The 20,264-nt window shown below is 36.6% G+C and carries 19 protein-coding genes and 2 pseudogenes; 7 read left to right on the top strand and 14 right to left on the bottom strand.

Annotated features, from left to right (window positions below; translation table 11 throughout):
- Nucleotides 1-113: 113 nt before the first annotated feature.
- Nucleotides 114-1,556 (bottom strand): DEAD/DEAH box helicase, encoded by a 1,443-nt coding sequence (locus PY093_RS06725; RefSeq protein ID WP_275645114.1) that lies wholly within the window; start codon nucleotides 1,554-1,556, stop codon nucleotides 114-116.
- A 280-nt stretch (nucleotides 1,557-1,836) separates the two neighbouring features.
- On the opposite strand from PY093_RS06725, the gene PY093_RS06720 reads away from it, so the two are divergent.
- The 3 genes from PY093_RS06720 to PY093_RS06710 are packed head-to-tail and all read left to right on the top strand — an operon-like array spanning nucleotide 1,837 to nucleotide 2,920.
- The gene (locus PY093_RS06720; RefSeq protein ID WP_275645113.1) at nucleotides 1,837-2,127 is read left to right on the top strand and encodes a hypothetical protein; all 291 of its coding nucleotides are present in this window, start codon (nucleotides 1,837-1,839) and stop codon (nucleotides 2,125-2,127) included.
- Nucleotides 2,111-2,608 carry a glycine/sarcosine/betaine reductase selenoprotein B family protein gene (locus PY093_RS06715; protein ID WP_275645112.1) on the top strand — a complete coding sequence of 166 codons (498 nt, stop codon included), beginning with the start codon at nucleotides 2,111-2,113 and terminating at the stop codon, nucleotides 2,606-2,608. The genes PY093_RS06720 and PY093_RS06715 overlap by 17 nt, the downstream gene beginning before the upstream one ends.
- A 27-nt stretch (nucleotides 2,609-2,635) precedes the next feature.
- Nucleotides 2,636-2,920, top strand: coding sequence for a hypothetical protein (locus tag PY093_RS06710; RefSeq protein WP_275645111.1), 285 nt, complete (start codon nucleotides 2,636-2,638; stop codon nucleotides 2,918-2,920).
- Nucleotides 2,921-2,971: 51 nt separating this feature from the next.
- On the opposite strand, the gene PY093_RS06705 is transcribed toward PY093_RS06710, so the two are convergent.
- Nucleotides 2,972-4,072, bottom strand: coding sequence for a diguanylate cyclase (locus tag PY093_RS06705; RefSeq protein ID WP_275645110.1), 1,101 nt, complete (start codon nucleotides 4,070-4,072; stop codon nucleotides 2,972-2,974).
- A gap of 277 nt (nucleotides 4,073-4,349) precedes the next feature.
- Here PY093_RS06705 and PY093_RS06700 point away from each other — a divergent pair, with 277 nt between their 5' ends.
- Nucleotides 4,350-4,472 carry a DUF4023 domain-containing protein gene (locus PY093_RS06700; protein ID WP_275645109.1) on the top strand — a complete coding sequence of 41 codons (123 nt, stop codon included), beginning with the start codon at nucleotides 4,350-4,352 and terminating at the stop codon, nucleotides 4,470-4,472.
- 209 nt (nucleotides 4,473-4,681) lie between these two features.
- Here PY093_RS06700 and PY093_RS06695 read toward each other — a convergent pair whose 3' ends face one another.
- Both PY093_RS06695 and PY093_RS06690 read right to left on the bottom strand, forming a co-directional pair.
- Nucleotides 4,682-4,852 (bottom strand): hypothetical protein, encoded by a 171-nt coding sequence (locus PY093_RS06695; protein ID WP_275645108.1) that lies wholly within the window; start codon nucleotides 4,850-4,852, stop codon nucleotides 4,682-4,684.
- A 118-nt stretch (nucleotides 4,853-4,970) separates the two neighbouring features.
- Nucleotides 4,971-5,273, bottom strand: coding sequence for a hypothetical protein (locus PY093_RS06690; RefSeq protein WP_275645107.1), 303 nt, complete (start codon nucleotides 5,271-5,273; stop codon nucleotides 4,971-4,973).
- 627 nt (nucleotides 5,274-5,900) lie between these two features.
- Between PY093_RS06690 and PY093_RS21390 the strand changes: the two are divergent.
- Both PY093_RS21390 and PY093_RS21385 read left to right on the top strand, forming a co-directional pair.
- Nucleotides 5,901-6,310, top strand: a pseudogene (locus tag PY093_RS21390) (DUF3231 family protein); the annotation flags it as partial.
- 93 nt (nucleotides 6,311-6,403) lie between these two features.
- Entirely contained in the window at nucleotides 6,404-6,901 is a 498-nt protein-coding gene (locus PY093_RS21385) for a DUF3231 family protein (RefSeq protein WP_481769282.1), read from the top strand.
- Nucleotides 6,902-7,151: 250 nt separating this feature from the next.
- Here PY093_RS21385 and PY093_RS06680 read toward each other — a convergent pair whose 3' ends face one another.
- Genes PY093_RS06680 through PY093_RS06650 form a run of 7 tightly spaced genes read right to left on the bottom strand, consistent with a single transcriptional unit; the run spans nucleotide 7,152 to nucleotide 13,384 of the window.
- Complete coding sequence (locus PY093_RS06680) at nucleotides 7,152-8,282, bottom strand: amidohydrolase (RefSeq protein WP_275645106.1); 1,131 nt, start codon at nucleotides 8,280-8,282, stop codon at nucleotides 7,152-7,154.
- Nucleotides 8,266-9,087: a GNAT family N-acetyltransferase gene (locus tag PY093_RS06675; RefSeq protein WP_275645105.1), complete on the bottom strand. Its 822-nt coding sequence runs from the start codon at nucleotides 9,085-9,087 to the stop codon at nucleotides 8,266-8,268. The genes PY093_RS06680 and PY093_RS06675 overlap by 17 nt, the downstream gene beginning before the upstream one ends.
- A gap of 14 nt (nucleotides 9,088-9,101) precedes the next feature.
- Nucleotides 9,102-9,824, bottom strand: coding sequence for an amino acid ABC transporter ATP-binding protein (locus PY093_RS06670; protein WP_275645104.1), 723 nt, complete (start codon nucleotides 9,822-9,824; stop codon nucleotides 9,102-9,104).
- Nucleotides 9,825-9,834: 10 nt separating this feature from the next.
- Nucleotides 9,835-10,494 carry an amino acid ABC transporter permease gene (locus PY093_RS06665; RefSeq protein WP_275645103.1) on the bottom strand — a complete coding sequence of 220 codons (660 nt, stop codon included), beginning with the start codon at nucleotides 10,492-10,494 and terminating at the stop codon, nucleotides 9,835-9,837.
- Nucleotides 10,495-10,529: 35 nt separating this feature from the next.
- Nucleotides 10,530-11,348, bottom strand: coding sequence for a transporter substrate-binding domain-containing protein (locus tag PY093_RS06660; protein WP_275645102.1), 819 nt, complete (start codon nucleotides 11,346-11,348; stop codon nucleotides 10,530-10,532).
- 34 nt (nucleotides 11,349-11,382) lie between these two features.
- On the bottom strand, nucleotides 11,383-12,507 hold the full coding sequence (menC, locus tag PY093_RS06655; RefSeq protein ID WP_275645133.1) for an o-succinylbenzoate synthase: 1,125 nt from the start codon (nucleotides 12,505-12,507) through the stop codon (nucleotides 11,383-11,385).
- A 28-nt stretch (nucleotides 12,508-12,535) separates the two neighbouring features.
- Entirely contained in the window at nucleotides 12,536-13,384 is an 849-nt protein-coding gene (locus tag PY093_RS06650) for a MurR/RpiR family transcriptional regulator (protein WP_275645101.1), read from the bottom strand.
- Between the two features lie 257 nt (nucleotides 13,385-13,641).
- On the opposite strand from PY093_RS06650, the pseudogene PY093_RS06645 reads away from it, so the two are divergent.
- A pseudogene (locus PY093_RS06645) lies at nucleotides 13,642-13,986 on the top strand (UGSC family (seleno)protein); the annotation flags it as partial.
- Here PY093_RS06645 and PY093_RS06640 read toward each other — a convergent pair.
- The 3 genes from PY093_RS06640 to PY093_RS06630 form a co-directional block, all read right to left on the bottom strand.
- Nucleotides 13,969-15,237, bottom strand: coding sequence for a hypothetical protein (locus PY093_RS06640; protein ID WP_275645100.1), 1,269 nt, complete (start codon nucleotides 15,235-15,237; stop codon nucleotides 13,969-13,971). The pseudogene PY093_RS06645 and the gene PY093_RS06640 overlap by 18 nt on opposite strands.
- 380 nt (nucleotides 15,238-15,617) lie before the next feature.
- Nucleotides 15,618-16,895 (bottom strand): 2-oxoglutarate dehydrogenase complex dihydrolipoyllysine-residue succinyltransferase, encoded by a 1,278-nt coding sequence (odhB, locus tag PY093_RS06635; protein ID WP_275645099.1) that lies wholly within the window; start codon nucleotides 16,893-16,895, stop codon nucleotides 15,618-15,620.
- Nucleotides 16,892-19,738: a 2-oxoglutarate dehydrogenase E1 component gene (locus tag PY093_RS06630; RefSeq protein WP_275645098.1), complete on the bottom strand. Its 2,847-nt coding sequence runs from the start codon at nucleotides 19,736-19,738 to the stop codon at nucleotides 16,892-16,894. Before PY093_RS06630 ends, odhB begins: the two co-directional genes overlap by 4 nt.
- Nucleotides 19,739-20,264: the final 526 nt, after the last annotated feature.

Genomic DNA, 20,264 nt, shown 5'->3' with positions numbered 1-20,264 from the left:
TTTTCTTTTATCTTTAAATTCATACGTAGATATTATTCAATAATACCGAAAAAGAATGTTATAAAATGGAAAGGGCGATTATGAATGCACATAGTCGCCCTTGTTTACCATTATTATTTAATTGCCTTGCTAACTTTCAGTTTTTTTCCTTTAATTGTTGTATTCTCCATCGCTTGTAAGACTACTGAGCCTTTTCCATTAAGAATATCAACATAGGACAAACTATCTTGGATCGTTATAATTCCAATATCATCTGCGGTTACCCCAGGGATATTAGAAATGGTTCCAACAAAATCTACAGCTCGAATCTTCTTCTTTTTCCCGCCTGTAAAATGGAGTTTCATAATATCTTGGTTTATTCGTGCCGTTTTATTATTTTTCACCACTCGGCGGCCACCGATCTTTTCTTCAAAAGCCGCTTTTCCTCTTGCAACTTCCTGTGGTATAGGGGGTTCGGCTTTAGGGATCTCAAAGCCAATGTATCGTTCAATTGATCTAACGAATTTTTCTTCATAAGGTGTGGCTAATGTTATTGCTTTCCCTCTATTACCAGCACGCCCTGTTCTTCCAGTCCGGTGTACATAGCTCTCTTTTTCCATTGGAACATCATAGTTAATGACAATCGTTACATTATCAACATCGATTCCTCTTGCCGCCACATCGGTTGCTACAAGATAACGGAAATTCCCCATTTTGAACCCATTCATAACGGCAAATCGATCTTCTTGTTCTAATCCTCCATGGAGTTTTTCACAAGCATAATTGGATTCTTCTAATTCCGTATACACATTATCAACGTGTTCTTTCGTATTACAAAAAATAATACAGCTATCTGGGTTTTCAACGACCGTAACATCTTTAAGCAGTGCCATTTTTCCTTCTTGTTTCACTTCGATTAAACTATGATCAATCGTATTCGTAGTGATACCTGTTGAAGCAATTTCAATATTAATTGGAGTTTGCATATATTTATGACAAAGATTTTCAACATCTTTCGGCAATGTAGCAGAAAATACCATTGTTACTCTGCTTGAAGGCATCTCTTTTATGATCGCTTCTACTTCATCGATAAAACCCATATTAAGCATTTCATCTGCTTCATCTATAATGAGATATTTTATTTGGTCTAATACTAATGTGCCTCTTTCGATATGATCCATCACACGTCCAGGGGTACCAACAACTACATGTGTTTTTTGTTTCAATTCTTCTTTTTGTTTCGTAAAAGGTTCTTTTCCATAAACGGCCATAGCCTTAATACGTTTAAACCTTCCAATATTCGTGATGTCTTCTCGAACTTGAGCAGCAAGCTCCCGAGTTGGGGTAAGTATTAATGCTTGTGGTTTTTTTTCCTCCCATGCAATCATGTCACAAATAGGTATACCAAAGGAAGCAGTCTTGCCACTACCTGTTTGAGATTTCACGACAAGATCTTGATTTTCAAGTGCTCTAGGTATAACTTCAACTTGAACCTCTGTTGGCGTTTCGTATTTTAACACATCAAGTGCTCTTGTTATTTCATCACTTAAATTATAGTCCTTAAACCTTTTATTCATGTAGTAACCTCGTTTTTTTATATTATCCGACTTATATATAGGATTCTCTAAAAGAAAGATCATATTCAAAATCTGACTAGGTTCATTATACTTCAAAAGCCCAATGAAACGACCTTAAATTAAAATTAATAAGCAGTCGATATATTTTTATTGTCGTGATGTAGGGTAAAAATTAAAAGAAGAACGTCAAACCGCTAAAGGAAAGAAATAACAACAAACCATTTAACTTTACCAAGGGAAAGTGTTAAAATCGTAATATAAAAGTAAGGATGTGAGAAAAATGTCACTGCCATATTTAAAGGAAGCAATAGCAAATGACGATCATGAAAAGCTTATTCGTTATGTAAGATTACACTTTGGTGACGGAAATGAGGATGCAGGGCGTAAAGAAATTGATAAATCATGGGTTGAAGCGCTTAAACTTTTACTTGATTCACCGAATACAGATCGGGAGTTTATATTCGAAACGCTAGAGAAAAAGGATGCAGAAACATTAGCACATTTATACTTTCATCTACACTTTTATTTCTTAAAAAGATCGGGGGATTGGATTCATGATGGAAATCTCTAAACCAACACAAATCAGACCAGGCCTTTGGAATACAGTTAATGATCGCTATCCTGGTTCAATGATTACCAAGCATGATTATGTCCCACTTGCAAAATTAAAAAAACCGTTATCTGAATCAAAATTAACCTTTGTTAGTACTGCAGGTGTTCAGCCTTCTGGAACCATGCCTTTTGATACTGTCCATCCGATTGGAGACTATACATATCGTAAAGTACCTTCTCATTTAAAGCCTGAGGATTTAGAAATCCATCAGCTAAAATACCCAACAGTCGGTGCGAACGAAGATTTAAATGTCATCTTTCCGATTGAAAGATTGCAAGAGCTTGCAGAAGAAGGTGTAATCGGTAGTCTAAGTGATCACCTTTTTTCTTTTATTGGATACAATATGGACCCAGATAAACTAGAAGAAACTCTGGCTGAAGATATCGCAGAAGCGGTTGTAAAAGACCAAGCCGACATTGCCCTTTTATCACCCGCATGACCGATTTGTCACCAGTCTGTCGCGCTCGTGCAGCGCGCTTTAGAACGTAGAGGAATACCAACAGTTTCATTATCAGTGGCGTTAGACGTAACAGAACATGCAAAACCACCACGTGCTGTATTTTTACCATTTATGATGGGACATCATTTTGGCGTTCCATATCACAAGGAACTTCAACGCAATATTATCCTTGAAGCTCTCGACCATCTGGTATATGCGAAAGAGAGTGGAGAAATCCGTTTTCCACCATTTAAATGGTCTACTGCCCGTAAAGAAGGAATCGCAATTAAGAAAACATTAGGGCATAAATAATTATTTCCCTACAAATATAGCCTGATCCCTGGTGCTTTATCGTACCAGAGGTCAGGCAGTTACTTCAATTCTATTTCTACCTTTACTTTTTGCTTTATACAAAGCTTTATCAGCTTCTTCGATTAAGCCCTTTAATGTTTTATCCCCATAAGAGTGACTAATCCCTATTGAGACTGTAACATCTTGATTTGGTTGGGTTTCTTCCCCATAAAACTCATATTTTTTTACTTTCAATCTAAATTGATCTGCAAGCTTTCTGATATTCTCGATATTGCCAGGGTTTTGAAAACAAATTATAAATTCTTCTCCACCGTATCTTGCGTAAATATCTAGGTCTCTCATATTCTCTTTTAAAATCTGTCCAATTGTTCTCAAAACAACGTCGCCTGCCGGGTGTCCATGGGTATCATTGTAGTTTTTAAAAAAATCCACATCGAACATTGCAATGGCAATTGGTTTTTTTTCATAAATTAGACCTTCGACCTTTTCTCTAAAAAAACGGATATTGGGTATCTGCGTTAATTGGTCGTAATTCGATAGAAATTGAAGTTGCTTATTTTGAAGGGAAGCATTGTTAAAATCATTGATCATTAATGCCATTCCTACTACAGCAATCATACTAAATAAAACCATATTTAACACTATTATAAAAGTAGCTGGGGTTGTCCAAAGTAGTAAGGAAGCTTGGATAATTTCAAATAGTAAAAGTGCAGACATCAATTTCTTTATATTTATAGTAGTGTTGAATGCCTTATATTTTTCACGATTATGGATGACATGAAATAAAGCACCGATAAAAAAAGGCAGAAAAATACCTTGCGTAATCCCTTCCATCACTGTTGGGCCACCCAAATATAAGCGATAAATAGCTGGAAGAATAATAGAAATCACACCTAATTTCCATCCACCCAAATAAGCGATTAAAAAAAGAGGTGCACTTCTTAAATCTAACCGAATTCCATCAAAATGGAAGGGAATATACATCATAACCCAAAGTGATAAAAAACTAAAAAATAAAGGAAATGTCAAATTATTAAATATAAGTGAATTTTTAATTTTTCCTAATAGTGAATTCTGTAATTTTAAACCTAAAAAAACAAAAGCGATAATAAACGCCATGTTCTCTAAGAGTGAATAGAACACAGGGTGCATAGGTATTAGCTCCTTAGTTAGAAAATGCTATATAAAATATATCAAAACCCCGGGAAATGTCTAGTGAATTTTTTTAAACCCATAACTCACTTTATTTTCAGTCATTTTGATCACGACTTCTTTTCTCCTTAGGATTCATATACCCCATCTCTTTAGTGTTCTAGAGTACCAGCTAAGTCAGGAAATGGTGTTTTTTGAGAAACAGGACAAGTTTTGCATGTAATTTAGCTCTATTGGATAAAGTAACTACAGCTTTAATTTTAAGGAGGTCATTTTTATGGAAAATACACATGATTACGTGAAAAAATTACATGAAAATCAGAGGAAAGACATGGAAAATAGAAAACATCAGGGAAATGAAAATCCGAGTAAAAAATTGCCACAAAAAAACAAGCAATAATTTTTATAATTAGGCTCTTCCCCCGGTAGATTAAATACATCTCGTACCGGGGGAGAGCCTAAATAAATTACTAATGCTCAAAGAAAAAACATCTTAAAGCGATAGAGAGTTAAAATAATTGGGGATTTTACAGGGGAATATCATCAAATTGCTAAGTCATTTTCAAATTGAGGAAGCTGGCTTTAGATGCGTATCAAATTGAAAAGTTATTAATCTAAGCTAACGATTAGCCACCCAGGCTCGTTAGCCTTTCTTACCGTTGCTTCCAAGTCTAGTATTTCTTTTTTTATGAATCTTAAATCGGATTCTTGGATACTCAACTGCCTTTGGGCTTTTAATGAAGATACTATATATTTAGCAAATTTCGTGTAAATATTCATAAGTTATTCCTCCCTTTTTCTTTCTATACCCTATATGAAAAAATGCTAAACAATTAATTTTTACAGTGTTGAAATCTTAGTACACATGCCCTTTTAAAAGAGCATGTGTACAGAAGAATTATTCGTTTTTATCGGTAATGTTAGTAGGAGTTAATTCATTAGCAAACTCAGCCAAAACAGAAAAAGATTTATTGCCAAAAGGCTTATCAAAATTTAACATTAGATCTTGAACTGGCTGTAAAATATTTTTGATTTTGTTTGTTCTTAAGCCCAGTGCTATTACACTAACTGCTATGCCTATTAGAGATGCCCATATCATTCCCCTGTTGTTATTTCTTCTTCTACTAAATTTTTTCAGTAGTGGCTGCCTGCTTACTGCATTTAATAACGTTATAATCGACTGTAAATTTTTAAAATTCAACCCTAATCACTTCCCCTATAAAGATTTGGAAAATATAATTGCCACACTTTCCATTTATATATTTTTACAAAATAAAGCTTTTACTATCCCTGTCAATCATTGCTTTTAAGTGGCAAAGTTTCAATGTAAATAAATATAAATGGACAAAAGGGTTTTATTCTTATAGAAAAGTTGGTAAATTTACAAATTTGTGAGGAGTTAAACAAGAAAGAGAAGGGCAGTGCCACTTAGTTCAACTAACAATCAGTGGGGGATGAAGAAAACCCCCGCTAGTTTACTTTATCCTCAATTCACATAAATTCAAAAGTGTACCTACCAAAAACGTCGGTACACCTTCCTAAATCTTTTAGTGATTTATTTCTTCGTTTCGTTAATTTAATCTAACCCATCCTCGCAAATGCACTCCCACGTTTTTTCGCACGAATATTCCCTTTAATGGCTTCATATATTTGATCCTTCGTTCCTTTAATTTCATGTCTCTTACCAATAAGGGGAATAAAAAGAGGTCTTGTCTATTCAAGTGGACAAGACCTCTTTTATTGATGGATTTTAATCAGGTGGTTCCTAAATATTTTTTCCTGCTTTTGAGAATATTATGCTTGATGGATTAGTATAGGAGGTCATTTAATGGATCATGATCATATTAGGTTAACGGCAAGTGAAGTGGGAAAATTATGGGGTTCCTATCTAAATGATACGTTAGGAATTTGTACGATTTCTTATTTTTTAAAGGATGTAGAAGATCCTGATATTCGTGAAGTATTAGAGTATGCTTCAGATTATCAAAAAGACACATCGAAATAATTGCGGATATCTTTAAAGAAGAAAAATTCCCTATTCCTGTGGGATTTATTGATCAAGATGTGAATTTAAATGCTGCAAGGCTTTTTACCGATGAGTTTATGCTTTATTATATTCAAAATATGGGTATGATGGGGATTAATAGTTATAGCATAGCTTTACCTAGTTCGGCTCGGATAGATATTCGCGAGTTTTATACAAATTGTATGCAATCATCATTGGAGCTTTTTAATCGGGCAAGTAATGTATTGCAGGAAAAGGGGCTTTTTATTCGTGCACCTTATATTCCTTATCCTATTCAAGCAGAGTTTGTTCATAAGCAGCATTTTATGGCTGGATGGCTAGGGAAACAACGACCACTAACAACAATTGAAATCTGTTTTTTATTTGATAATTTGTACAGAAATTCGCTTGGAAGTGCATTATTAACAGGATTTTCCCAAGTGGCACAATCAAATGAAGTTCGTTCTTATATGGTGCGCGGGGCAGAAATTGCCAAACATCATAGTGCCGTTTTTAGTAAGTTTTTAAGTGAAGATAATATTCCTACCCCGATGAGTTGGAGTTTGGCACCATTAACGTCAAAAGAACCTGTATTTAGCGATAAATTATTAATGTTTCATACTACAGCATTAAATAATGCAGGAATGGGTTACTATGGGGCAAGCATGGGAGAATCTGCAAGAAAGGATTTGTTCGCAGCTTATACTCGTTTAAGTGTGGAAGTCGCGGAATTCGCAGGAGACGGGGCAAATATTATGATTGATAATGGGTGGCTTGAAAAACCGCCTTCAGCACCAGATCGACAAAACCTGGGAAATGGTTAAAGCGATGTGGATGCAAAGGAAACGTTACTTTGGAGCATTGCCCTTCCTGGTTTCGGTCAATTTTTAAATGGAAAACTGATAAAAGGTATTGTTTTGCTGTTTTTAGAATTTCTGATTAATGTTCAGGCGAACTTTAATCATGTAATTTTGATTTTGGATAAACCAGCTGTACTCTCAAATGTAATAGTTACGTTTATCTACAGTATTCGGAACTTTTTTACCATTAGGCACACTTCACTGATATTTAGTTCTAATCATCTCCTAAAAGGCTTGTAATCATTTCAGTGATAACAGCAATTCCATTAACCATTGCTTCTTTATTAAATGTCATAGTAGGATCATGTAGACCTGGGGAAACATCTGCACCAATAGCTAAATATACAGCCTTAATATCGGTAAGCTTTGTATAATAATGAAAATCTTCACCGCCTGGAGTAAAAATCGGATCGACAACGTTTTCGGTTCCTAAAACCTTTTTTATTGCTTCACTAGCTACTGATACAAGATTTTCGTCATATTGCGGAGCAGGAACACCTTCACTAATCTGATACCTAATTTTTGCTTCATATTGCTCGGCAGTAAAATCCAAGGTTCGTTTTATCTTTTCAATTGTCATTTTAAGTTCATCATTGCTACCACTTCTAATATCCATAGCAAATGTGCCTTTATCAGGGATAACATTAAGCGAACCTCCACCGGCTGCGATTTTTGTAAACTTAACATTTGTAGCTGTGAGCGGATTTGAACGAATCGTATTTATACTTGTTAGTAAAGAAGTTAAGACATCAATGGCATTTATCCCCAAATGAGGGCGGCCTCCATGTGCTGTTTTTCCTTCAATCTCTCCCGTAATTATAGATGCCGCACTATGAAGTAATGCTGGTGCCATTTTTCCAAATGGACATTCCGAATTCATTCTCAAGTGGTAGCCAATTAAATAATCGACATGATCAAGAGACCCTGCTTCTGTCATCGCTTTTGCACCTTGCCCTATTTCTTCGGCAGGTTGAAAAATAAACTTAATGCTTCCATTTAAATTTGAACTATGCTCAATCACTTGTTTTGCAACCCCTAATGCAATGCTTGAGTGTGCGTCATGACCACACGAATGTCGATAGACGATTGTCTTTTCATGTTCATGAATGATACAATCCATATCAGCTCGTATTGCTATGCATGGATGTTTTTGCTTACCTTCAATATAGGCCGTAACCCCTGTTCCTGCTAGTCCCTTCATTACTGTATAGCCCATTTTTTCTAATTCACTAGCAATGAAAGCAGCTGTTTTTGTTTCCTGAAATGCTGGTTCTGGAATAGAGTGTAAATGTTTTTGAGTCTGATACACATACTTTTTAATCTCTCCACTAATCTTTGTAGTCATGGGCTTCCTCACTTCCTAGAACAGAGTCCCTTGTTTTTTCTAAAATATAATATTGTATATCTCTTCCCTTGTGCATTTCGAAGTCGACGATTGCGTATCCATTCTGAAAATAGTAAGTCAATGATTCTCGTAAAAATACTTGCCATCTTTTTGCTATATTACTGTTCATCGTTTTTATAAATTGAATATTATCTGGTACCGGTATTGCAACAACAGGTGCATTTATTGGTGACCAGCTTGAAACTAAAGGGACGGTTTCCTCTTCTTTTATCCCACATGTGACGACTGTATAACTATAAACCTTTCTTTTCTCCGTTGAAACTAACCATTCTACTAGAAGTCGATCTGAATCTGTACCTGTATTCAATTCATTCCCCATATGACCATAAAAGTTTTGTTTATATTGGTTTGATACAGCTCCTAATTTATGAAAGTTAAGAAATGCATTCTTACTTTGCAAAGGGTCAAACGTCCATACAATTTTTTTAAATCCATCCTTCTTAGCAGTCTCTCTCTGAAGGTTTTTCAGTCTCCCACCTATACCATAATTACGATAATCAGAGTCAACGGCTAATAGATGAGAATATAAAAATATTTCCAATCCTTCTTTCCCAATAAACCCATAGTTCACACCGACTAGGTTATTTTGATAAAATGCACCAAGTAAGCAGCCCCCTACATGGGATTGTGCAATAAAAAGAAAAGGACTGATTGTCCCTTCTTCTCCCCATACCTTTTGAATTAATTTCGTGGCTTCATGCATCTCTTTTATTGTCGTTAATCGTCTATATTTGATCTCATCCATATCTATACCAACACCTAATCTACCAATTTTAAAAATTGACGCGTCCGCTCATTACTAGGATTTTCAAAGAATGTTTTTGGATCGGCTGTTTCGATAATCTTTCCTTCATCAAGCATGATCACGCGATCGGCAACATCTCTTGCAAAGTTCATTTCATGTGTAACGACAACCATTGTCATTCCTTCTTTTGCTAGTTGTTTCATAACTTGAAGTACTTCACTAACTAGCTCTGGATCAAGTGCTGAGGTAGGCTCATCAAACAACATTGCTTTTGGTTCCATCGCAAGTGAACGAGCAATTGCTGCCCGTTGTTTTTGTCCCCCTGAAAGCTTGTCTGGATAAACATATGCCTTATCACTTAAGCCTACTTTTTCTAATATTTGTAACCCCTTTTCGGTAGCTTCCTCTTTATTCATCTTCTTGACAATGATAGGTGCTTCAATTACATTTTCAATGACAGTTTTATGAGGAAATAAGTGAAAGTGTTGAAATACCATACCAACTTCGGCTCTTACAATTGGGAGGTTATCTTTATTTGAATTGATCGATTTTCCATTAATGATAATTTCACCACTGTCAACATTTTCAAGGAAATTAAAACATCTTAATAATGTACTTTTCCCAGATCCACTAACACCAACAAGTACCACGACCTCTTTTGGCAAAACATGCACATCTATTCCCTTTAACACTTCGATCTTTCCAAATGACTTATATATGTTTTTTCCAATTAGCATAATGAATTCCTCACCTCACTTTTTCTACATCAAGCTTATTTTCGAGTCTGTTGAAAAGGAAAGAGAACATCATCACAAGGGCAAGGTAATATAGGCCAGCCACAAAGAATGCCTCAAATTGTTGGAATGATTGAGCAGCCTCCATATTTGCTATTGAATAGATCTCTGCTACACCAATCACATAAACTAAGGACGAATCCTTTAAACCGATTATGAATTGGTTACCTAATGCCGGTATAGACCGTTTAAATGCTTGTGGAAAAATAATTCTTCTCATACTTTGAGTTTTTGTCATCCCTAGTGAACTACTTGCCTCATACTGTCCTTTGTCAATGCTTTGTATTGCCCCACGAAAAATTTCTGCAATGTACGCTCCATTATGAATACCTAGTGCAAGAGCACCTGCCCAAAAGCCCGATAACACAATAACAGAAGAAATCCCAAAGTATAAAAATGAAATTTGCACGATTAATGGAGTTCCTCGGATGATTGTAATATACAATGCAGCAATACTTCGTAGTGTTTTAGATTGTGAGATTTTAAAGAGTGCAAAAATAAGGCCCAGCAGTGTGCCCAAAATGAGCCCTACTGCTGTCAACTGAATCGTAATCAAGCTAGCCTCTAAAAATCCCGAAAGTGTTCGAGTAAAAAGATTAATAATATCAATCACACAGCATCACCCTCCTAAAACGAGAAGCAGGATCACTATTCAAGTACTTCTATACCTTCTAGATCTACTTCAAGTAAATTAGTCCCAAATAATCCATTCGAGATTTCTTCATATGTTCCATCCTCAATAATTTCTTTTAACGCCTTATTTATGGCTTCTAAAAGGGCTTCATCGTCTTTGCGTACTGCAATACCTGCTTTTTCAATCCATAAAGGTTCGCCTGCTTCCATGATTTCTAAGCCGGCAGCTTGTGCTTCATATCCAACTACTGGTGCTGTAATAACTGCATCAAGTCGCCCTTTAACCGTTAGGTCATTTAGAGCTGTTACATCACTGTTATAGTATTTAATGTCATCCGTATATTTTTTTGCTGCATCATCATACGTGCTTTGAGCAACCACACCAATTCTTTTTCCTTTTAAATCTTCTACTGATGATATTTCACTATTTCCCTCTGCAACGAAAACAGTTCCTCCTGAGTAGTAATATGGGTCACTAAAATTCACTTCCTTTAGTCGGTCATTGGTAATTGCCATACTCCCTAAAATAACGTCAAATTTTTCAGCTTTTAATCCTTGTAAAATCGTTTCCCAAGGTGTTGTAATTGGATTTGGTTCCAAACCAAGTTTTTCAGCTATTGCATAGCCAATTTCAACATCAAAACCCTTTAGCTCCCCATTTTCTTTATAATTAAAAGGTTTATATAGTCCACTTGCTGCCCAAGTAAATTTTCCGTCTTCTTTTAAGTTAAACTCACTTCCTGCCCCCTCCTTTGTTGACGAAGAATTTGATCCACATGCTGTTAAGATGATAGCCATTCCTAACATAATAGATAAAATAATAATCTTTTTCATGACAGTCTCCCCTTTTTATAGTATTTCGGTGCTTTTAAAATTCAGAAGAATCATAGGTTTTTAATAAGGTTGTATACTTATTTAATTTTTCTAAATTAACATTTACACCAATTCCTGGTCCTTTTGGGACATTAATCATACCTGGTTGTGAAAATTGAATAGGCTCTTCTAAAATATCTTCTTCCCAATACCTCGATGATGGCGATGTGTCGCCAGGTATATTAAAGTTTTGCATTGATGCAAGAGCTATATTATGTGCTCTCCCAAGCCCTGCTTCAAGCATGCCACCACACCAGACAGGAATATTTCTAGACAAACAGTAGTCATGGATTTTCTTTGCTTCGGTTAGTCCACCCACACGTCCAATTTTGATATTAATGATTTGACAACTACCTAAATCCAACGCTTTTCGTACATCGTCTACCTGATGGATACTTTCATCTAAACAAATAGGAGTATTCAGTTCTTTTTGTAAAATGCTGTGGTCAATGATATCGTCATGGGATAGGGGCTGTTCAACCATTAACAAATTAAATTCATCGAGCTTTTTTAAAAGGTTTATGTCTTGTAAGGTATAAGCTGAGTTCGCATCAGCCATTAGAGGAATGTGTGGAAAATGGTTGCGTACTTCTCTTAATACATCGTAGTCCCAACCTGGTTTAATTTTTAACTTAATTCGGCGATAGCCCTCTGTTAGGTAAGAGTCAATTTTTACCAATAACTCACTAATACTGGTTTGAATTCCAATTGAAACACCAACTTCAATACTTTCTTTCTGACCAGACAAAATGGAGGATAGAGACTTATTACCTAGTTTGGCATGTAAATCCCAATAGGCGCTTTCAAGTCCTGACTTAGCAAGATAATGACGCTTAATTTGTTTGAAAATTGCTGAGATTTCGTCAGGATGTTGGATATATTGCTGATTTTTAAACATAAGTGGAATCAGAAATTCTTCCATAACGTGCCATGCAGTACCAACACACTCTTCATTGTATAAGGGTGCACTTTCAGTCACTACTTCCGCATAACCTACTTCCCCTTCACCATGGATTTCTACAATCATAAAGGTCCTATCTTTTATTGCACCAAAGCTTGTTTCAAATGGATCCTTTAACGGCATTTTCATTTTTCGTAAGATAATCCGATCAATTTTCAACTTTGTTCTCATCTCCACTTCTTTACCTTTATTTTTCTTTATAAAAGATGTTGTTTTCCAGGTAAACAACCTCCATGCGCAACAAATTTTTTTCTACCCTCTCTGCGTCTTGAATAGATACAGACCTCATAATGGTTGTAAGTAAAGATAGAACAGCAGTATAAGAATCAACATTAATACTTGGAGTAATAGGTACGTTTAATACAATGTCGGAATTAAGGCTTACAGGAGACAATTCCGAGTCTGTTATCGAAATGACAGTAGCACCCAGATTTTTTGCATACTCCACTGTTTCTAAAGTGCTTCTCATATACCTAGGAAATATTAGTGCAATAAGGACATCTTCAGAACTTATTCTTGATAGTTGATGATAATACTGGTCATCTCCATTTAAGACTAGTTCGCTATTTCCTAGAATAATATTCAGCCATGATGAAAAGAAATGGGCTAGGCCATAGCTTAGGAGATTTCCGGTTATATAGATTCTTCGCGCCCCAGAAATTTTTTCTACGACTTGTTGCATCCTTTTCTCATCTAACACTCTTTTTAAATGTACTATGTTTTCCACATCTGCATCCAATAGCTCTTGAACGAATGATTGATTGCACATAGTAGACATTTCTTTATACTGGGTAATTACCCTTTGCTTTGATAAATCCTTTTGGATGATTTCTTGTACTTCTGCATAGCCTTTATATCCTATCTTCTGGGTCAGACGAATAACTGTGGATTCACTTACATCTACATGTTTTCCGATTTCAAAAGCAGGAGAAAAGGCAATTTTGTTAGGCTCTTCAAAAAAGAGTTTCGCTACCTTTTTTTGTCCAGTACTTAATTGATCATAGGATTCTTTGAGTTTTCGAAGTAGCTCCTGCATCAACATCCCCCTTTCACTACTACTATATGCAGGCAATGCGTTAGGATATGCTATAGATGCAGTAAATCCATCGATTAATTTCAAAATTTTTAGAATAATCGTTTTTTACTCCTAACTACTGCACTTACTTCCCTTTCCATTCACACATCGGGATTTATTTATTTTTATAATTTTCTGATAAATCACAGGGTATTTAATAGTTTTAAAGAATACATAATGTAAGCAAGGGAGGGAGGGAGGGGGGGGGGTTGATGTAATGTGCCTTTATCATTTCAGTGGTTGGTGACTGAGGATCCTGCAGCTCGGGCAGTTTGCTCGATGGTATAATTATGGAAAAGCTTGCTGTTCCATCAGCATTCATCAGAACAGAACCTTTCATTTCCACAAGTAAAGCAACTGCCGTTCCTCAGGGTATTCCTGACTATCCGTTTGTAACGAATTCACATCCGATAGCAGCAACAGAAAAAACGATTCTATCAGATTGGGTAGATAACATTGTTGATGATGTTGAGGCAATACTTTTAACCGGCGAGACAATAAAAAAAAAGTGTAGATTAATAAGAAAAGCGCAAGGCGCGCCCGTATTAAGGAACGTCGATTAAATCGTCTTTTTTCGCGATTTCGGGCATCAGATTGCCCTTTTGGTTACCGTTTTTTAATTTTTTCGCGATTTCGGGCATCAGATTGCTTTTTTGGTTACCGTTTTTTATTTTTTTCGAGATTTTGGGCATCAGATTGCTCTTTTGGTTACCGTTTTTTATTTTTTTCGAGATTTCGGGCATCAGATTGCTCTTTTGGTTACCGTTTTTTATTTTTTTCGCGATTTTGGGCATCAGATTGCCCTTTTGGTTACCGTTTTTTACTTTTTTCGCGATTTCGGGCATCAGATTGCTCTTTTGGTTACCGTTTTTTATTTTTTTCGAGATTTCGGGCATCAGATTGCTCTTTTGGTTACCGTTTTTTATTTTTTTCGCGATTTCGGGCATCAGATTGCCCTTTTGGTTACCGTTTTTTAATTTTTTCGCGATTTCGGGCATCAGATTGCTCTTTTGGTTACCGTTTTTTATTTTTTTCGCGATTTCGGGCATCAGATTGCTCTTTTGGTTACCGTTTTTTATTTTTTTCGAGATTTCAGGCATCAGATTGCTCTTTTGGTTACCGTTTTTTATTTTTTTCGCGATTTCGGGCATCAGATTGCTCTTTTGGTTACCGTTTTTTATTTTTTTCGCGATTTCGGGCATCAGATTGCTCTTTTGGTTACCGTTTTTTATTTTTTTCGAGATTTCGGGCATCAGATTACCCTTTTGGTTACCGTTTTTTAATTTTTTCGCGATTTCGGGCATCAGATTGCTCTTTTGGTTACCGTTTTTTATTTTTTTCGAGATTTCAGGCATCAGATTGCTCTTTTGGTTACCGTTTTTTATTTTTTTCGAGATTTTGGGCATCAGATTGCCCTTTTGGTTACCGTTTTTTATTTTTTTCGCGATTTCGGGCATCAGATTGCTCTTTTGGTTACCGTTTTTTATTTTTTTCGAGATTTTGGTCATCAGATTGCTCTTTTGGTTACCGTTTTTTACTTTTTTCGAGATTTCGGGCATCAGATTGCTCTTTTGGTTACCGTTTTTTATTTTTTTCGAGATTTCGGGCATCAGATTGCTCTTTTGGTTACCGTTTTTTACTTTTTTCGCGATTTCGGGCATCAGATTGCCCTTTTGGTTACGGTTTTTTATTTTTTTCGAGATTTCAGGCATCAGATTACTCTTTTGGTTACCGTTTTTTAATTTTTTCGCGATTTCAGGCATCAGATTGCTCTTTTGGTTACCGTTTTTTATTTTTTTCGAGATTTTGGGCATCAGATTGCTCTTTTGGTTACCGTTTTTTATTTTTTTCGGAGTTATATTTTTTTGATACCCGACTCTATTTAGAGATCACTGATAGCAAGGTATCTTATTCCAAGATTTTTGTTCTATTATGCTGTTTTAAAGTCTAAAAGGATCAACATATAAAGTCTGATAGTTGTTCTTTAATCTTCCGGACGGATTGGCTTATGACCTCAGATCCGATGGCGCCTGGAGCTGGACGTAGATAGACAGAGACACGAAGTTATACACAACCTTACAATTTTATGAAATCCTTAACAAATAAAAATGTACCTGATCCCCACTGTACTACTGGGGATCAAGTACTAATCGAACTAAGGATTAAACCTCGTTCTACATTTCAACTATTCTCATTATCCTTCCAACAATAAATCCTCAGGGTCCTCTAACAGAGCTTTAATTTTCGCTAAAAATTGTACTGCATCTTTTCCATCAACTATTCGGTGGTCGTAGGAAAGTGCGATATACATCATTGGTCTTACTGCAATGGTATCCTCTTTATCAATGACAACTGGACGCCTTTGGATCGTGTGCATCCCTAAGATGCCTACCTGTGGTGCATTTAGAATCGGTGTTGAATAAAGTGAGCCAAATATTCCACCATTTGTTATTGTAAATGTTCCACCCTGCAAATCACGTAAGCCAAGTGTGTTCGTTTTTGCTTTTTCGGACAATACTCCAATTTCCTTTTCAATCCCCGCAAAACTTAACCGGTCAGCACCGCGAACAACCGGTACGACTAATCCTTCTTCTGCGGAAACCGCAATCCCTATGTCATAAAATTTCTTAAGTAGGATTTCATCACCTTGGATTTCTGCATTCAATAGCGGAAACTCTTTCAGTGCTCCAATTACTGCTTTGGTGAAGAAAGACATGAAGCCTAGTTTTACACCGTGCTTTTTATAAAATGAATCTTTACGCCGGTTTCGCACATCCATAATTGCTGTCATATCAACTTCATTAAAGGTTGTCAGCATTGCTGCGTTATGTTGTGCCTCGACCAACCTTTTGGCAATTGTTTGTCGTCTTCTTGACATTTTAATTCTCTCGACCATGTCGTCCTTCTCGTCAGCTTTTTGTTGTGGCTGTTGTTTCCTCACTTCTGGCTGATTTTCCTTACTTGATAATGATTTCTTGTAGGCTTCTACACCATCTACCCGAACCCTGCCAAGTGTATCTTGATATGGAACGTCATTTAAATCGATTCCCAATTCTCTTGCTCTCTTTCTAGCTGCTGGTGATGCTATAGGTTTCCTTTGGTTCTCTTTTTCCTGTACCGTAACGGCGTTTGTTTCCTGTTTTTCTTCAGTAGCAGTAGTAGGCTTTTGTTGTTGCTCTACCTTTTCCTCCTGTTTGGAGGCTGTAGCTACCTCATTTGTATCACCGGTAACAGTTCCATTTTCATCAAGCGTTGCAATAGCTTGACCTACCTCCACATTGTCACCTGGTTGGAATAAAAACCCACTTATTACACCGCTATATTCACTGTTGACCTCTACGTTCACTTTATCTGTTTCAAGTTCGACGATTGCTTCGCCTTTTTCAATATAATCGCCTTCTTTTTTTAACCATTGTGCTATCGTTCCTTCAGTAAGTGATTCTGCAAGTTCTGGTACTTTAATTTCAATCATTGATTTTCCCCACCTTTACTTAACAATAACGCATCCTCTAAAATCCAAGCCTGCTCCTGTTTATGGATATGCGGCTCACCACTTGCAGGACTGGAACGTTTTATTCGACCAATATAACCAACAGATAAGTTTTTAGAAACAATTTCAGGAAGAATGGACTGAATGAAAGGCCATGCGCCCATATTTTTTGGTTCCTCTTGAACCCAAATGACCTCTTCTAAATTGCTAAATCGTTCGGTTAGTTCTCTTACTTCCTTCTTTGGGAATGGATAAAGCTGTTCAACTCTCGCAATGTGTACTAACCCTAGCTGCTCATTCGTTAATTCCTCTATTTTAGACGCTAAATCGATTGCAACTTTCCCACTACATAAGATTACCCGCTTTACTTTATCTACTTGCTCTCCAGTCCCTTTTTGTTCAACCAATGGTTTAAACGTTTCATTGGTGAGTTCTGAACTTGTAGAACCTGAGTGTGGGTGGCGAAGTAAACTCTTCGGTGTCATTATAATCAAGGGTCTAGCGTCTGCTTTGTCAGAAATCAGCGCCTGCCTTCGCAAAATATGAAAATATTGTGCAGCACTTGTGACATTAGCAACTATCCAATTGTTTTCTGCCGCAGATTGTAGGAAACGTTCCATTCGACCACTTGAATGTTCAGGACCTTGCCCTTCATGCCCATGTGGTAAAAGCATGACAAGACTTGACTTTTGCGCCCACTTGGACCTTCCAGCTGCGATAAATTGATCAATAATAACTTGTGCGACATTTACAAAATCACCAAATTGAGCTTCCCATATCACTAATGCTTCTGGAGAGTGCACACTATACCCATATTCAAACCCAAGTACAGCTACTTCTGATAATGGGCTATTATAAATGGCAAAAGAAGCTTTTGCCTCTGGAATGTTGTGCAATGGAACAAACCTTTCATTTGTATTGAAATCATGCAAGACAAGATGGCGATGTGCGAACGTTCCACGTTCACTATCCTGACCCGTTAGACGAATTGGTATTCCATCAGATAAAATTGTAGCAAAAGCAAGCGTTTCTGCTAGTGCCCAATCCACCTTATTTCCTTGGTCTAATGCGGTTTCTCTTTTCTTTAAAATTCGCTCAAGCTTAGGGTAGACATTAAATGACTCAGGCCATTTTAAAAGATTTGCATTAATCGTTTTTAAAAGCTTTTCTGATACGGATGTATCAAGTTCTGGATATATTTCTTCAACTGGCTTTGGAATTGCTAGTTTATTTGCCGTATTTGCATCACTAGCAAGCAAGTGATCAAAAATCGTTTGTAGATTTTTGAATGGTATCTCTTCTTTTTCTTTTGCTTCTTTTTCTGTTAGGATCTTGCTTACAATCAACTCATTTGCATATTTTTCAGCAATCCGTGGGTGCTTATCAATCAGTTGATATAAAAAGGGTTGTGTTACCTGTGGGTCATCCATTTCATTGTGACCAAACCGTCTATAGCCTATCAAATCAATTAAGATATCTTTTTTAAACCTCTTACGGTATTTATATGCAAAAATGATGACTGCTAGGCAGCTTTCTGGATCATCCGCATTGACATGAATAATAGGGATTTCATACCCTTTTGCAACGTCACTTGCATATTTTGTTGATCGGGAATCAACGTTGTTCGTTGTAAAACCTAGTAAGTTATTAGCAATAATGTGAACAGTTCCACCAGTTTCATACCCCTTTAGCTGGCTCAAATTCAACGTTTCAGCTACCACTCCTTCACCCGGGAAGGCAGCATCACCGTGAATTAACACACTAAATGACGTTTGCTTGTTTTGAGTAGGAAATCCAGCTGTTTTCCTGTCCTCCTGTGAAGCACGTGTGATGCCTTGCACAACTGGATCGACAAATTCCAAATGACTTGGGTTATTAGCTAGGTTAACTCGAATCGTGTGTTCTTTTTCACCTTTTATTGTGCGATCTGCCCCTAAGTGATATTTGACATCACCTGACCACCCGTAATTAATCCCGCGTGATCCTTCAGATGGCACAAGCTCCTTATTCGGTGAATGATGAAATTCTGAAAAAATAAGTTCGTAAGGCTTCTCAAGAACGTGTGCTAGCACATTCAACCGCCCACGATGTGCCATTCCAATCATCATATTTTCGACTCCATCTTCAATCCCAGCTTGAATCATCTTATCAAGGATTGGAACTAACATATCAATTCCTTCAATTGAAAACCTTTTTTGGCCAACAAAAGTTTTGTGTAAAAATTTTTCAAAGCTATCAACTTGAAGTAATCTATCTAACAACTCAATTCTCTCACTATTAGAAAGCTTTGCATCAATATTGCCAAGTTCAACGTATTGATCCAACCATTGCTTTTCTTCCTCTATATGAATATGCCCAAATTCATAAGCAATGGACTGAGTATATACACGCTTTAGATGTTGATAAGCTTCCCAGCCATTTTGGATAGTCGCTGGTGCGTCCTCCCAGATCAACTTAGCCGGAATTTCAAGTAAATCTTCTGTTGTAAGGTTATATGTTCCTAGGTCTAAAAAACTCTGATAATCTCCAGTTGAACCATCCTGTAATGGATATATATCGGCAGCCAAATGTCCGCAGATACGTATATTTTGTAAAAGCTTTATCGCTGAAATGATTTTTTTTACATTTGTCTGCGGTAGAGCTTCTGTAGATGGTCGCTCCGTAGGTTCATTCACCGGTGGCGGACCTAATTCATCAAATAAAGATTTTATAGATGGATCAACAGAATCAGGATTTTCCATATACTTCTCATATACATCATAAATATAGCCAATATTCGGACCATAAAACTCTTCCCATATTTTTTTACGTTCGTGATTATTCATGTTTCCATGCCCCCAAAATATAAGTGTAGGTGTAAATATCCCCACACTAGTCGGTTTCTATGTTCGATTAGTAATTATTATTACATTCAATGACCATTCTGAATGTGAGGTAATGTGTGTATGTAACTTTGGTTTAATAGAAATTATTTTTTATTATTATACCCTTGATTATTTGGTTTCTAACACTACCTTCAATATTTATAGAAAGTAATTAAGAAAAGCGCAGGGCGCCCGCTTATCGGCGACAAGCATAAGACGGTTCCTTTAAGAAGGTGGTTTTTCCTTCTTAAAGGAAATGGCTTATACCATAGAGTCGATGGCGCCCGGAGCTAGACATTAAAACTAGGTACAAACTTTTATACTTTCTTACCTTTTAAGAAAAGCGCAGGGCGCCCGCTTATCGGCGACAAGCATAAGACAAGCCTGCTGGAAGGTTGTTCTTTACCTTCCGGACGGATTGGCTTATACCATAGAGTCGATGGCGCCCGGAGCTAGACATTAAAACTAGGTACAAACTTTTATACTT

The organism is Cytobacillus sp. S13-E01 (assembly GCF_029193815.1).
Classification (GTDB): Bacteria; Bacillota; Bacilli; order Bacillales; family Bacillaceae_L; genus Bacillus_BV.
The sequence above is the reverse complement of the archived record's forward strand: the minus strand, read 5'-3'. Positions and strand labels throughout refer to the sequence as shown.

What these genes read in the sequence shown, in the direction of transcription:
- PY093_RS06700 (WP_275645109.1), top strand. Translation starts at nt 4,350, where the DNA reads ATGGAAAATACACATGATTACGTGAAAAAATTACATGAAAATCAGAGG.
- PY093_RS06660 (WP_275645102.1), bottom strand. Translation starts at nt 11,348, where the DNA reads ATGAAAAAGATTATTATTTTATCTATTATGTTAGGAATGGCTATCATC.
- PY093_RS06720 (WP_275645113.1), top strand. Translation starts at nt 1,837, where the DNA reads ATGTCACTGCCATATTTAAAGGAAGCAATAGCAAATGACGATCATGAA.
- PY093_RS06705 (WP_275645110.1), bottom strand. Translation starts at nt 4,072, where the DNA reads ATGCACCCTGTGTTCTATTCACTCTTAGAGAACATGGCGTTTATTATC.
- odhB (WP_275645099.1), bottom strand. Translation starts at nt 16,895, where the DNA reads ATGATTGAAATTAAAGTACCAGAACTTGCAGAATCACTTACTGAAGGA.
- PY093_RS06640 (WP_275645100.1), bottom strand. Translation starts at nt 15,237, where the DNA reads ATGCCCAAAATCTCGAAAAAAATAAAAAACGGTAACCAAAAGAGCAAT.
- PY093_RS06680 (WP_275645106.1), bottom strand. Translation starts at nt 8,282, where the DNA reads ATGACTACAAAGATTAGTGGAGAGATTAAAAAGTATGTGTATCAGACT.
- PY093_RS21385 (WP_481769282.1), top strand. Translation starts at nt 6,404, where the DNA reads ATGGCTGGATGGCTAGGGAAACAACGACCACTAACAACAATTGAAATC.
- PY093_RS06650 (WP_275645101.1), bottom strand. Translation starts at nt 13,384, where the DNA reads ATGCAGGAGCTACTTCGAAAACTCAAAGAATCCTATGATCAATTAAGT.
- PY093_RS06695 (WP_275645108.1), bottom strand. Translation starts at nt 4,852, where the DNA reads ATGAATATTTACACGAAATTTGCTAAATATATAGTATCTTCATTAAAA.
- PY093_RS06715 (WP_275645112.1), top strand. Translation starts at nt 2,111, where the DNA reads ATGATGGAAATCTCTAAACCAACACAAATCAGACCAGGCCTTTGGAAT.
- PY093_RS06670 (WP_275645104.1), bottom strand. Translation starts at nt 9,824, where the DNA reads ATGCTAATTGGAAAAAACATATATAAGTCATTTGGAAAGATCGAAGTG.
- PY093_RS06630 (WP_275645098.1), bottom strand. Translation starts at nt 19,738, where the DNA reads ATGAATAATCACGAACGTAAAAAAATATGGGAAGAGTTTTATGGTCCG.
- PY093_RS06725 (WP_275645114.1), bottom strand. Translation starts at nt 1,556, where the DNA reads ATGAATAAAAGGTTTAAGGACTATAATTTAAGTGATGAAATAACAAGA.
- PY093_RS06675 (WP_275645105.1), bottom strand. Translation starts at nt 9,087, where the DNA reads ATGGATGAGATCAAATATAGACGATTAACGACAATAAAAGAGATGCAT.